This window comes from Paraburkholderia sp. D15, assembly GCF_029910215.1.
Classification (GTDB): Bacteria; Pseudomonadota; Gammaproteobacteria; order Burkholderiales; family Burkholderiaceae; genus Paraburkholderia.
Window position 1 is genome coordinate 3,283,334 of sequence record NZ_CP110395.1, and the last position, 12,625, is coordinate 3,295,958.

12 protein-coding genes are annotated in these 12,625 nt (G+C 65.0%); 5 read left to right on the forward strand and 7 right to left on the reverse strand.

All coding sequences use genetic code 11. From position 1 onward, the window contains the following. Positions 1-101: 101 nt before the first annotated feature. Positions 102-2,468, reverse strand: coding sequence for an excinuclease ABC subunit UvrC (gene uvrC / locus LFL96_RS14115; protein WP_280995839.1), 2,367 nt, complete (start codon positions 2,466-2,468; stop codon positions 102-104). A gap of 156 nt (positions 2,469-2,624) precedes the next feature. Between uvrC and earP the strand changes: the two genes are divergently transcribed. The 5 genes from earP (at position 2,625) to LFL96_RS14140 (ending at position 6,876) form a co-directional block, all read left to right on the forward strand. Further along, complete coding sequence (earP, locus tag LFL96_RS14120; protein WP_280995840.1) at positions 2,625-3,848, forward strand: elongation factor P maturation arginine rhamnosyltransferase EarP; 1,224 nt, start codon at positions 2,625-2,627, stop codon at positions 3,846-3,848. Between the two features lie 321 nt (positions 3,849-4,169). Next, on the forward strand, positions 4,170-4,727 hold the full coding sequence (gene efp / locus LFL96_RS14125) for an elongation factor P (protein WP_280995841.1): 558 nt from the start codon (positions 4,170-4,172) through the stop codon (positions 4,725-4,727). A 290-nt stretch (positions 4,728-5,017) separates the two neighbouring features. Continuing rightward, positions 5,018-5,224: a CsbD family protein gene (locus tag LFL96_RS14130; RefSeq protein WP_280995842.1), complete on the forward strand. Its 207-nt coding sequence runs from the start codon at positions 5,018-5,020 to the stop codon at positions 5,222-5,224. Positions 5,225-5,315: 91 nt separating this feature from the next. Further along, positions 5,316-5,480 (forward strand): hypothetical protein, encoded by a 165-nt coding sequence (locus LFL96_RS14135; protein WP_280995843.1) that lies wholly within the window; start codon positions 5,316-5,318, stop codon positions 5,478-5,480. Between the two features lie 13 nt (positions 5,481-5,493). After that, positions 5,494-6,876, forward strand: coding sequence for a sigma-54 dependent transcriptional regulator (locus LFL96_RS14140; protein ID WP_280995844.1), 1,383 nt, complete (start codon positions 5,494-5,496; stop codon positions 6,874-6,876). A 188-nt stretch (positions 6,877-7,064) separates the two neighbouring features. Here LFL96_RS14140 and nagZ read toward each other — a convergent pair whose 3' ends face one another. From nagZ to rnc, 6 genes are all read right to left on the reverse strand, one after another. After that, a complete protein-coding gene (gene nagZ / locus LFL96_RS14145; RefSeq protein ID WP_280995845.1) occupies positions 7,065-8,102 on the reverse strand; it encodes a beta-N-acetylhexosaminidase in 1,038 nt (345 codons plus the stop codon). Between the two features lie 68 nt (positions 8,103-8,170). Further along, positions 8,171-8,605, reverse strand: a complete 435-nt coding sequence (gene acpS / locus LFL96_RS14150; protein WP_280995846.1) for a holo-ACP synthase — start codon at positions 8,603-8,605, stop codon at positions 8,171-8,173. A gap of 26 nt (positions 8,606-8,631) precedes the next feature. Then, positions 8,632-9,396, reverse strand: a complete 765-nt coding sequence (gene pdxJ / locus LFL96_RS14155) for a pyridoxine 5'-phosphate synthase (protein WP_280995847.1) — start codon at positions 9,394-9,396, stop codon at positions 8,632-8,634. Then, on the reverse strand, positions 9,393-10,313 hold the full coding sequence (gene recO, locus LFL96_RS14160) for a DNA repair protein RecO (protein ID WP_280995848.1): 921 nt from the start codon (positions 10,311-10,313) through the stop codon (positions 9,393-9,395). The genes pdxJ and recO overlap by 4 nt, the downstream gene beginning before the upstream one ends. Then, the gene (gene era / locus LFL96_RS14165) at positions 10,300-11,199 is read right to left on the reverse strand and encodes a GTPase Era (protein WP_280995849.1); all 900 of its coding nucleotides are present in this window, start codon (positions 11,197-11,199) and stop codon (positions 10,300-10,302) included. Before era ends, recO begins: the two co-directional genes overlap by 14 nt. Before the next feature lie 57 nt (positions 11,200-11,256). Beyond that, on the reverse strand, positions 11,257-12,570 hold the full coding sequence (gene rnc, locus LFL96_RS14170; RefSeq protein WP_280995850.1) for a ribonuclease III: 1,314 nt from the start codon (positions 12,568-12,570) through the stop codon (positions 11,257-11,259). Between the last annotated feature and the right edge of the window lie 55 nt (positions 12,571-12,625).

Sequence of the window (12,625 nt, forward strand, 5' to 3'; positions counted from 1 at the left end):
GTCACAAGGCCTGCCACAAGCAAAGCGGCGCGCGGGCCTTGGCACGCGCGCCGCTGGACGCATACAGGCGACCGGTGAGCGAACCGGCGCGGCTGCCGCAATCAGTGCAATTGCCGGTAGATCTGTTCGGCGAGCGCCTGCGAAATCCCCTCGACGCTCGCCAGATCCTCGACGCTCGCCGCGACCACGCCACGCAAGCCGCCGAAGCGCGCCAGCAACCGCTGACGCCGCTTCGCGCCCACGCCTTCGAGCTCTTCGAGCCGCGATGTCTGACGCGTCTTGCCGCGTTTCGCGCGCATGCCGGTGATCGCGAAACGGTGCGCTTCGTCGCGAATCTGCGCGACCAGCATCAGCGCGGCGCTTTCCTTGCCGAGTTCGAGCGGCGTGCGATCGTCGGCGAAAATCAGCGTTTCGAGGCCGACCTTGCGGCCCTCGCCCTTCGCGACGCCGACCAGCATGCCGATGTCGAGCCCCAGTTCCGTGAAGACCTGACGCGCGATTTCGACCTGCCCCTTGCCGCCGTCGATCAGAACGATGGTCGGCAGGATCGCCCCAGGCGCGGCGGCCGGTTCGGCGGATTCGGCGGCAATGGCTGGGACATCGGCTGCATCGTCCGGCAGGTCGATCGTGCCGTCGACGGTGTCGTCAACCACGTTATCCACGGCGCCCACGTCGGCCGCGTCGGCAGCGGCGACCGGCTCGCCGCTGCCAGGCGACTCGTCGGGTGCCTCGATCGCCGGCTCGCCGCCGGCCGCATCGTCCGCACCCGCACGCCCGGCCGCCAGCGCGACCATCTTCTCGTAGCGCCGCGTGAGCACCTGGCGCATCGCCGCGTAATCGTCACCCGGCGTAATGCCGGTGATGTTGTAGCGCCGGTACTCCGACGACTGCATCTTGTGATGGTGATACACCACGCACGACGCCTGCGTCGCCTCGCCCATCGTATGACTGATGTCGAAACATTCGATCCGCAGATGCGCGAGGTCGTCGCACTCCATGCCGAGCGTATCGGCGAGCGCGCGCGTGCGCGCCTGTTGCGAGCCCTGTTCGGACAGCAGACGCGCCAGCGCGAGCCGCGCGTTCTGCTCGGCCATCGCAAGCCAGGCGCGACGTTGCCCTTGTGGCTGGCGCAACACCGAGACCTTGTGACCCGCCTGTTCGATCAGCACATCGACCAGCTCGCGATTGGCTGGTGCATGACTGACCACGAGCACGGGCGGCACGCGATTGCCGAGGTAGTGCTGGGCGATGAACGCTTCGAGCACTTCGGCTTCGATGCCGCCATCCGCGCGACGTTTGCGGCCTTTCGTGGGACGCGCGGCGGAGGCGCTTGCGGTGTGCGCAGCGTCGGCCGCGGCTTGCGTCGTGGTTTCCGTCGCGGCCAGGTCGTCGTCCTGCCCGTCGCTGCCACCCTGCTCGGCGTCGGCGTCGAGATCGGCTTCGTCATCCGCATCGCTCGCAACTTCGGGCGCATGCAAGGCATCCGGAGCATCAGGAGCGTCCACATCATCGGCAACCACGGCCGCCAGCAAGGCCACGTCGCCCGCGCCCTCCTCGTCGAGCCCGCCCTCATCCGCCGTCAATGCGCTTTCCACATGCGCCGGGAAATACGCCTTATCGCCCAGATGCCGTCCGCCGCGCACCATCGCGAGATTCACGCAGACCCGTCCGCCGAGCGCGACGACGGCGAGAATATCCACGTCGCTATCGCTGCCGACTTCGATCGCCTGCTGATGCAGCACCGTCGACAGCGAACTCATCTGGTTGCGCACCGCCGCGGCCTGCTCGAACTTGAGCTCGCTCGCGAACGCATGCATCTTCTCCTCGAGCTCCTTCATCACTTCGCCTTGACGGCCGAGCAGAAAACGCGACGCATTGGAGACGTCGCGCGCGTAGTCCTCCTCGCTGATCGCCGCGACGCAAGGCGCCGTGCAACGGCCGATCTGATGCAGCAGACACGGCCGCGTGCGATTGTTGAACACGGAGTCTTCGCAGGTGCGCAACTGGAACACGCGCTGCAGGATCTGGATGCTCTCGCGCACCGCCCACGCGCTCGGAAACGGCCCGAAGTACTGATTCTTGCGATCCACCGAGCCCCGGTAATACGCCATGCGCGGAAACTTGTGCCCGGTCAGCTTCAGATAGGGATACGACTTGTCGTCGCGAAACAGGATGTTGTAGCGCGGCGCGAGCGCCTTGATCAGATTGTTTTCGAGCAGCAGCGCCTCGGCCTCGGAGCGCGTGACGGTCGTCTCGATCCGCGCGATGCGCGTCACCATCATCGCGATGCGCGGCGACAGCAGCGTCTTCGTGAAATAGCTCGACACGCGCTTCTTCAGATCGCGCGCCTTGCCCACGTAGAGCACTGCGCCATGCGTGTCGTAATAGCGATAGACGCCGGGCAGATGCGGCAGTTGGGCGAGCACTTTTTTCGGCTCGAAGGCGTCGGTTGCTTCGGGTTCGGTCATGCAGGATCGATTGGATGGGACAGTCTCGCGAGGCCTCGTCTCAAGCCGCGACTGCGTGCGCGCCGGCAGGTAGCCGCGGCGCGCGGTCGTGGACGAGTGCTTTAGAATCGCCAGTTTAGAACATTCCACGCGGGCGCATTCGCGACTCGATCCACCATGTCCAACGCCGCGTCTTCTCCCCCGGCCGCACCTGCGGTCGCCGCATCCGGCGAGGCCGCATCAGGCGCCGCTACTTCGATTGCCTGCGACATCTTCTGCGCGGTGATCGATAACTTCGGCGATATCGGCGTGTGCTGGCGCCTCGCACGGCAACTCGCGAGCGAGCATGGCTGGCAGGTGCGCCTGTTCGTCGACGATCTGCACGCGTTCCGGAAGCTATGTCCTTCGCTGGAAGTGGACCGCGGCCGCCAGACGATCGACGGCATCGTCATCGAGCATTGGCACGCGCCGGCCCACGCGGGCGATACGCTCGACATCGCCGACGTCGTGATCGAAGCGTTCGCCTGCGAACTGCCACCGGTGTATGTCGCCGCAATGGCACGGCGCGAGCGCACCCCCGTCTGGTTCAACCTCGACTATCTGAGCGCCGAGGATTGGGTCGCGGATTTCCATCTGCGGCCATCGCCGCATCCACGCTATCCGCTGAACAAGACCTTCTTCTTTCCGGGGCTCGGACCGGGCACGGGCGGCGTGCTGAAGGAGCGGCATCTCGATGCCGCGCGCGCCGCCTTCGAAACATCATCGGAAGCACGGGCCGCGTGGTGGATGCAGACGGTCGGCCGCGCGCCGCCGCCCGCGACGACCACCGTCGTCTCGCTGTTCGCGTACGAGAATCCCGCCGTCGCCAGCCTGCTCGAACAGTGGCGCGACGGCGGCACGCCGGTCGTGCTACTGGTCCCGGAGGGCCGCGTATCGGCCGACGTCGCGCGCTTTTTCGGCCTGAGCGAATTCCCTGCCGGCACGCACGCCGAGCGCGGCAACCTGAGCGCGCACGCACTCGCCTTCACCAGCCAGCCCGGCTACGACGCGCTGCTGTGGGCCAGCGACCTCAATTTCGTCCGCGGCGAAGATTCGTTCGTGCGTGCGCAATGGGCGGCCAAACCGTTCGTCTGGCACATCTACCCGCAAGCCGACGATGCCCATCTGCCCAAACTCGACGCCGCCCTCGCCCATTACGCCGGCAGGCTGCCGGCGGCGGCCCGCGCGGCGCTGGCGCGCTTCTGGCACGCATGGAACGGCGCGGGCCAGCCGGACTGGGCGGAATTCCAGCGCCACTATCCGGCCCTCAAACGCCGCGCCGAGGACTGGGCGCTCGAACTGACGGAAGTCGGCGACCTCGCCGGAAATCTGGCCTTGTTCGCAAAAAGTCAGTTAAAATAAGCGGTTATCCAACGGCCGACGACGCAAGCGCGGCCCGATCGCGGCGGCGGAGTGGCATTAAACGGCACTCGGCAAGGCTTGGCAACATCAGCCCTCGGATCGGCGCCACTCGTGTACACGCCCGAATCGGGTAAAGCAGTGACGGGCAATGCCCGCAGGCAGGTAACGGAACAAATCGGAACAAATCAGGCGTGCGCCAGCCGGGCGCGATCCGGACTCGGGCAGCACGCAGGCCGGACGCAAGGCCTCGGCATCGAAGCCGTTTGCGCCGTATGCCGTTGAGCACAAGTTGAAGCTACTCATTTCGTACAGGACAGTTTTATGAAGACCGCACAGGAACTCCGCACCGGCAACGTCGTGATGATCGGCGCAGACGCAATGGTCGTGCAAAAGGCCGAATACAACAAATCGGGCCGCAACTCCGCCGTCGTCAAGATGAAGTTCAAGAACCTGCTGACCGGCGCAGGCATGGAAACCGTGTACAAGGCAGACGACAAGTTCGACGTCGTCGTGCTGGAACGCAAGGAAGTGACCTACTCGTACTTCGCCGACCCGATGTACGTGTTCATGGACGCCGACTACAACCAGTTCGAAGTCGAAGCCGAAATGATGGGCGACGCGCTCCATTACCTCGAAGACGGCATGGCTTGCGAAGTCGTGTTCTACAACGAGAAGGCGATCTCGGTCGAACTGCCGACCACGCTGGTCCGCGAAATCATCTACACGGAACCGGCAGTCAAGGGCGACACGTCGTCGGGCAAGGTGTTGAAGAACGCCAAGCTGACCACGGGTTTCGAACTGCAAGTGCCGCTGTTCTGCAACATTGGCGACAAGATCGAAATCGACACGCGTACCCACGAGTACCGCAGCCGCGCGTAAGCGCCGGCCTGCCTCCGCCCGTTCTTTCCGGCGCGGCCTTCGGCCCGCGCCGAAAAAAATGGCAAATAAAAGCGCCCAATTTGGGCGCTTTTTCTTTTTTGCGCCGCCGTGTATGGTTGAGGAAAACTTTACCGGCGGACTGTTCAAAATTGCCTGATCGCTATCCGAAACTACCCATCCCGCATCTAACAAACCATTGATAAGCTTAAGTAAATGCCATTGGCACGGTCCCTGCTTCATACGCTAGCAGGCCAATATGGCTTTATTTTCCTCAACTCCGGAGATGCGACATGAATAACGACATCGCTGAAGGCAAGTGGAAGCAGATGCTGGGCAAGGCCAAGACCGCATGGGGCGAACTGACGGACGACGAGCTCACCAAGGCCGAGGGCCGTGCCGATAAACTCGCGGGCCTGATCCAGGAACGCTACGGAAAAACGCGCGAACAGGCTGAACTCGAAGTCAGGCGTTTCTTCGATAGCAACCGGGATTTCTGACAGCCCGAATGAAGGAAGTACAGGTTGCCTGCTCGCACGCTCTTTTGGGTACGCGGCAGGCATCCCGTTCAAAGCAAAGGACCAGAACTACATGAGTCGAAGCGCCGCGTTATCCGGCCGTCACACGAGCGCCGTGCCCGCCACGGCAATCACGTCCGGCAGCGACGCAGCCCTCGACCGTCAGTACCGGCCAGCCATCGCGCCCGTGCAGCACGCCCGCATTCCGGCGTCGCGCACAGGTATTTCATCCATCTAGAACTGCGCTCGCCATGCCACACGCCCTGATTGTTGAAGACGATCCCAATAGCCTGTCAGGCCTGTCCGCAATCCTCGCGGCCGACGGTTTTTCCGTCGACACCGCCACCACGATCGCCGAGGCGCGGGCCGCGCTGACACGCTTCATCCCCGATGTCGTACTGGTCGACCTGAACCTGCCGGACGGCAGCGGCCTCGACGTGCTGCAGCACCTGCCCGCGCATCCGCCCGGCGGCGCCCTGCCCGTCATCGTGATGACCGGCAACGCGACGGTCGAAAGTGCGATCGAAGGCCTGCGCCACGGCATCTGGGACTATCTGCTCAAGCCGGTCAACATTCCGCGCCTGCGCAGTCTGCTTGCGCGTATTCCGCGTCCATACGAGCTGACCGAGGAAGTGCAGACGCTGCGCGCGTCGCTGCGCCAGCTCGGCCGCTTCGGCGCGATGCTCGGCCGCAGCGGCGCGATCCAGCACGTGTACGACACCATCGAACATCTCGCGCCAACCGAGGCCGCCGTGCTGATTTCGGGCGAAGCCGGCACCGGCAAGCAGGTCGCCGCGCGCACCATGCACGACATGAGCCGCCGCCGCAAAGGGCCGTTCATCACGTTCGACTGCCGCAGCGCGGCCAGCGCCGCCGCGCATCGCTCGCTGGACAGCGTGCTGTTCGGCCACGAGCGTGGCGCGTTCAACGGCGCCGAACAGCGCGAGCCGGGCCTGTTCGAGCAGGCCAGCGGCGGCACGCTGTTCATCGACGAAATCTCCGAGTTGCCGCGCCCCCAGCAGGAAGCACTGCTGCGCGCGCTCGATTCGCAGACCTTCATGCGAGTGGGCGGCACGAATCAGGTGGTGACGGATTTCCGCCTGATCGCGTCGACGCGCAAGGCGCCCCGCGCGGCCGTCGCCGACGGCAGTCTGCACGAAGACCTCGCGCTGCGTCTCGAAGCCGCGGCGGTGACGTTGCCGCCGCTGCGCGAACGCGGCGAAGATCCGGCGCTGATCGCCCAGGCGATCGTCGACGAGCTGAATCACGAAGCCGCCGCGCGCGGCACGGCGGAAGCGGCCAAGCAGATCGGGCCGAACTTCATCCGCGAATGTCTCGCGTACGAATGGCCGGGTAACGTGCGTGAATTGCAGGAGCGTGCGCGGCGTGCGTATCACGCGTCCGGCGACGTGCTGGAATCGCTGCGTGCCGACGAAGCCGGTTCAGCCAACGGCCGCGATCTGAATGGCAGCCGCGTGCAGGTGACCGTCGGCACACCGCTCGCGGATGTCGAGGAAATGCTGATCCGCGCGACGCTGGATGCGGTCGGCGGCACGCGGCATCGCGCGGCGTCGCTGCTCGGCATCAGTCCGAAGACGCTGTACAACAAGTTGCAGCGGATGCGGTTGAATTAAGAGCAGGAGCAGGAGCAGGAGCAGGAGCAAGCCGCCGGCTTGCTTGCGGCAGGAAGCTCCGGCTCATGAAAAACGGCGCCTTCAAAAATGAAGGCGCCGTTTTTTTTGTCTCAGGTTTCCATTGGATCAGCGCAAGCGGGCGCCTGTTTTCAAACGCGAACGCGACAGCCACTTCGCTCGCCGAAAACTCAAGCTGCTCCGGCAAACGCACTACGCAATAGCGCCTGCGCCTGCAAATACTGCGGCTGCGCAACCAGCCTGCTCCACTTCAGCGCCTTGCCGCGCGGCCGCATGCGTTTGAGACGGCGCTGCGATTCCTTCGACGGCGTGAAGCGCAGCGCGTCCAGCACCTTCTCCGCTTCGTGCGGCTGATTGCAGATCAGCACCATGTCGCAGCCGGCCTGCAGCGCCGCGCTCGCGCCTTCGGTCAGCGTGCCGCCCTGGCGCGCGGCTTCCATCGACAGATCGTCGCTGAAAATCGCGCCTTCGAAACGCAGCCGGCCGCGCAGAATTTCCTGCAGCCACACGCGCGAAAAACCCGCCGGCTTCGCGTCGATCCGCGGATACACCACGTGGGCCGGCAGCACCGCGCCCAAGGACAGACCGAGCCAGTCGTACGGCGCGATGTCGTCGCGGAGAATCTCGTCGAGCGAACGTTCGTCGATCGGCATCGCCACGTGCGAATCCGCCTGCGCGAAGCCGTGCCCCGGGAAATGCTTGCCGCAGTTGCTCATGCCCGCGAGCGCGAGACCGTGGTTCAGACTCTTCGCGAGCAGCGTCACCACGCGCGGATCGCGGTGAAACGCGCGGTCGCCGATCACCTGCGAGTGCCCGTAATCCAGATCGAGCACCGGCGTGAAACTCATGTCGATCCCACACGCGCGCAACTCTGCCGCGAGGATGTATCCGACCGCCGTCGTCACCTTCGTCGCATGCAGCACGTCGGCATCCCACAGCGCGCCGAGCTTGCCCATCGACGGCAGCACGGTGAAGCCGTCGGTGCGAAAGCGTTGCACACGGCCGCCTTCGTGATCGACGGCGATCAGCAGATCCGGGCGGATCTCGCGGATCGCATCGGTCAGCGCGGTGAGTTGCGCGCGGCTCTCGTAGTGGCGCGCGAACAGAATGACGCCACCGGTCATCGGATGGGCAAGGCGGCGTTTGTCGTCGTCGTTCAGCGTTTTGCCGACCACGTCGAACATGACCGGTCCTGGAGTGGTTTTCATCGAATTTCGCTAGAAAAAAGCTCGGGACAAAGAAAGACGCGGCCAGCAGGGGCCGCGTTCAATATTATTTATTCACCGGCGACGGCCGGCGGCTGCGCGCCCGGCGACGCGACTTCGGCGATCACGAACGACACCGCGTAATCGCGTTCGTCGCTGATCGTCACGCGCGCGGTGATGCCGCGCGCGTCGAGCCATTCGGCCAGTTCGCCGGACGCCACCACCATCGGCTCGCCGCTCGGCTTGTTGAGCGTTTGCAGCGCCCGCCAGGTCATCGGCCAGCGCATGCCGAGCCCGATCGCCTTCGAGAACGCTTCCTTCGCCGAGAAACGCGTGGCGAGAAACGCGAGACCGCGTGCCGCAGAACGCGCGTGGCGCGCGTGATACACGCGCAGCTCGTCGGGTCCGAGCACCTTCTCGGCGAAGCGGCCGTTGGTGCGCGTCATGACGGCGGCCACGCGGCTGACCTGAACGATATCCGTGCCAATGCCGTAGATCATTGTCATGCCCGATGTCGCCGCGTCAGGTGGCATCACGCACGCGCGCCGAGACGCGCGGCGACCATGATCGCCTTCATCTCGCGCACGGCGTTCTCCCAGCCCGCGAAGATCGCATGCGCGACGATCGCGTGACCGATGTTCAATTCGTCGATGCCTTCGATCGCGGCAATCTGCTGCACGTTCGTGTAATGCAAACCGTGGCCAGCGTTGACCTTGATGCCGAGCGTCACGCCGAACTCGACCGCGCGCACCACGCGCTCGAATTCGCGCTGCTGTTCCGCGGGGTCGTGCGCTTCGGCGTAACGGCCGGTGTGCAGCTCGATCACCGGCGCGCCGGCTTCGTGCGCGGCGCGAATCTGCGTTTCGTCCGGATCGATGAAGAGCGACACGCGAGAGTTCGCGGCGGCGAGCTGCTGGCACGCCGCGCGCACTGCCTCGAACTGGCCGGCGACGTCGAGACCGCCTTCGGTCGTCAGTTCCTGGCGCTTCTCGGGCACGAGACAGACATCGTGCGGTTGTACTTCGCACGCGATGTCGAGCATTTCCTGCGTGACCGCGCACTCGAGATTCATGCGCGTCTTCAGCAGCGGACGCAGCTTGCGCACGTCGGCGTCGACGATATGCCGGCGGTCTTCGCGCAGATGCAGCGTGATCACGTCGGCGCCGGCCTCTTCAGCCATCAACGCGGCGCGGATCGGATCGGGATAGGAGGTGCCGCGCGCGTTGCGCAGCGTGGCGACGTGATCGATATTCACGCCCAGGTCGATGACATTCGGCGACGTAAGAAAGAAGCTCATAAGTTCTGCAGGTCGATCAGGATCTGGCGCGTCGCGAGCGGCGTGCCGCCAAGGTAAGTGTTGAGCAGAAAGCGCATCAGCGTTTTGCTTTGCGCCACGGTTTGCGCACGATGGTAATCGTCCTGCTCCATATCGAGCAAGGTCTGCCCCGACACCACCGGCCACTGCGCGGGCAGATCGCCGGACGCTTCGCGTACGCCGCGTTCGGGGTCGAACACGTAGCGGCCCTCGGCCACCACCGCCTTGCGCGCGACGGTGCAGTTCAGCGCCATCGCGTAACCGGTTTCGCGCAGCAGCACGCGCTCGAACGAACGCAGCACCTGCACGGCGGGCTCGTCGTGCGCAAGGCGCGTCATCGTGACGACGTAGTGATGGAACAGTTGCGGATGGGGATCTTCGCGCGCGCAGAATTTGACCAGCAGTTCGTTGACGTAGAAGCCGCACAACAGCGCGTCGCCGCGCAACGGCAGCATCCCGCCGACCCACTCGGCGCCGGTCAACGTCCGCACTTCGGATTTACCGGACCACGACAGCGCCAGCGGCTGGAAGGTCTGCAACACGCCGCGCAACGCCGAATGCGGCCGCTTCGCGCCCTTCGCGATCAACGCGAGACGGCCGTGATCGCGCGACAGCACGTCGATGATCAAACTGGTTTCGCTGTACGGATAGCTATGCAGGACGAACGCCGGTTGCTCGGCGATCCGGTAGTCGGATGCGGCACTGCGCGGCGCGCGGCGTGGCGCGGTGCGCGGCGTGGTGGGCTGATGCGGCTCGTTGTCCGCGCCTTGAGCGCTTTTACTGGAGGATTTTCGGGTGCTACGCGCGGGCCTGGCGGCCTCGCGTGCGGGCGCGGCCGGCGCCGAATCGTCCGGGTCGGCCGCGGAATTCAGCGTCATCCACGCGTCATTCGTACCCATATGCGCGAAGTCCGGCTTCGTTGTCCGCCCAACCGCTCTTCACCTTGATGAAGGTTTCCAGATAGACCGGGCCATCGAACAACTTTTCCATGTCGAGCCGCGCGTCGGTGCTGATCTGCTTCAGCTTCGCGCCCTTCTGGCCGATGATCATCGCCTTGTGCATGTCGCGGTCGACCATGATGGTCGCGAAAATGCGCCGCAGACGGCCTTCGGTTTCGAACTTGTCGATCAGCACGGTGCTCGTGTACGGCAGTTCGTCGCCGGTCCAGCGGAACACTTTCTCGCGCAGGATTTCGGCGGCGAGGAAGCGCTCGCTGCGATCGGTCAGGTCGTCTTCGCCGTAGATCGGCGCGCCGACCGGCAGGAACGGCTTGACCGTCGCCATCAAATGTTTGACGTCGTCGGCATTCTTCGCCGACAGCGGCACCATCTCGCTGAATTTGTGCAGCGTGCTGACCTGCTGCATGAACGGAAAGAGCGTGGCTTTATCCGACACGCGGTCGAGCTTGTTCGCGATCAGCAGCGTGGGCACCGACGGCGGAATCAGATCGAGCACCTTCTGATCGTCCGGGCCGAAACGGCCGGCTTCGATCACGAACAGGATCGCATCCACGGCGGTCAGCGTGGACGTGACCGCGCGATTGAGCGAGCGGTTCAGCGCCGTGCTGTGCTTGGTCTGAAAGCCGGGCGTATCGACGAAGATGTACTGCGCGTCTTCCAGCGTGTGAATGCCGGTGATGCGATGACGCGTGGTCTGCGCCTTGCGCGACGTGATGCTGACTTTCTGGCCGACCAGCGCGTTCATCAGCGTGGATTTGCCGACGTTAGGACGGCCGACGATCGCGACCATGCCGCAACGAAAATCAGAGGGAGTGGGAGCGTTCATATTCGGGTTGCGGCAGGTTCGGTTCGGCGCGCGGAAAACGCAATGCGCCGACGGCAATCAATGGCCCGCATCGGCGACGCGGGTCTGGACCGCGCCGGCAATGCCGGATTCGTGTTCGGCGGCGGCCGGCGCACCCGGAGCGGCCACGGCGGGGCTCGGCGGAACGGTTTCGCGGCTGCGCGGTTTGTCGGCATTGCGGGACGCTGCGGTGTCGGCCGGTTTGGTTTCGGCCGGTTTGGTGTCGGCGGGCGATGCGGCCGTGGGTTTTGCGTCGGCGGACTTTACGTCGGCGGCGGACTTCGGTTCCGTGGGTTTCAAATCCGTTGCGCGGTTGTCGGTTGGCCTGACGTCGGGCTGCCTGGCGTCCGCCTGCCGGGTGGTACTGCGCTCGGCCTTGTCGTTGCCCTGCCCGCTGTATTCGACGTGCGCGGCGCGAATCACCGCCAGCGGCGCAGTTGCAACGGCTGGCGCGGACCGCTCCGTCGCAGCATCAGACGTAGCGTAAGCGTTTGCCGTGATGGTCACCGCATTGCCGGTAGCGCGCGCCTCTCCCCGGCCAGCGCCACGCTCACCTTTCCGGTCCGGACTACGCAGATCCAACGCCGCCTGCACGCCAGTCACGCCCGGCACGATCTCCGGCTCGGCGTGCTTCGCCGCGCGCGCGCCCTTCGAGCGCTTGCTCCTCGCGACGACAGCCGGTGCGGCGGCCATCACTTCATCGAGCGCCTTCTTGGCGGCGGCCTGCTCGGCCGCGCGGCGGCTCGCGCCGGAACCGGACACCTTGACATCCAGCTTCGGCACTGTGCATTCGACTTCGAACTGTTGATTGTGCGCCGCACCATGCGTCGCGACGACCGTGTAGGTCGGCAGCGCGATCTTGCGCCCTTGCAGATATTCCTGAAGCAGCGTCTTGGCGTCCTTGCCGAGCGTCCGCGGGTCGATGTGATCGAGAATCGGCACGTACAGACGCTTGATGACCGTCTGCGCGGCATCGAACCCGCCGTCGAGGAACACCGCGCCCAGCACGGCTTCGAGCGTATCGGCGAGGATCGACGGGCGGCGGAAGCCACCGCTGCGCAGCTCGCCCTCGCCCAGCCGCAGCCCTTCCGAAATATTCAGGGCCTGAGCGATTTCGTAAAGTGACTGCTGTTTGACCAGATTGGCGCGGACGCGAGACAGATCGCCCTCGTCCAGCTTGCCGAAACGTTGGAACAAAAGCGCAGCCACCGCGCAATTCAGGACGGAGTCGCCGAGAAACTCGAGCCGTTCGTTATGCGTGGAACTATGACTACGGTGCGTTAAAGCCTGACGCAACAATTCCGCATTGCGAAATTCGTAGCGCAAACGGCTTTCCAACGGAGATAGGGGCATGGGCAGAGTATAACGCGGGCGCCAGGCCCGGCGAAAACGCGGGACGGTCAGCGGA

Coding starts and splice junctions, on each gene's coding strand:
- nagZ (WP_280995845.1), bottom strand. CDS start 8,102: ATGAAAACCACTCCAGGACCGGTCATGTTCGACGTGGTCGGCAAAACG.
- pdxJ (WP_280995847.1), bottom strand. CDS start 9,396: ATGAGCTTCTTTCTTACGTCGCCGAATGTCATCGACCTGGGCGTGAAT.
- era (WP_280995849.1), bottom strand. CDS start 11,199: ATGAACGCTCCCACTCCCTCTGATTTTCGTTGCGGCATGGTCGCGATC.
- efp (WP_280995841.1), top strand. CDS start 4,170: ATGAAGACCGCACAGGAACTCCGCACCGGCAACGTCGTGATGATCGGC.
- rnc (WP_280995850.1), bottom strand. CDS start 12,570: ATGCCCCTATCTCCGTTGGAAAGCCGTTTGCGCTACGAATTTCGCAAT.
- LFL96_RS14130 (WP_280995842.1), top strand. CDS start 5,018: ATGAATAACGACATCGCTGAAGGCAAGTGGAAGCAGATGCTGGGCAAG.
- uvrC (WP_280995839.1), bottom strand. CDS start 2,468: ATGACCGAACCCGAAGCAACCGACGCCTTCGAGCCGAAAAAAGTGCTC.
- LFL96_RS14140 (WP_280995844.1), top strand. CDS start 5,494: ATGCCACACGCCCTGATTGTTGAAGACGATCCCAATAGCCTGTCAGGC.
- earP (WP_280995840.1), top strand. CDS start 2,625: ATGTCCAACGCCGCGTCTTCTCCCCCGGCCGCACCTGCGGTCGCCGCA.
- LFL96_RS14135 (WP_280995843.1), top strand. CDS start 5,316: ATGAGTCGAAGCGCCGCGTTATCCGGCCGTCACACGAGCGCCGTGCCC.
- acpS (WP_280995846.1), bottom strand. CDS start 8,605: ATGACAATGATCTACGGCATTGGCACGGATATCGTTCAGGTCAGCCGC.
- recO (WP_280995848.1), bottom strand. CDS start 10,313: ATGGGTACGAATGACGCGTGGATGACGCTGAATTCCGCGGCCGACCCG.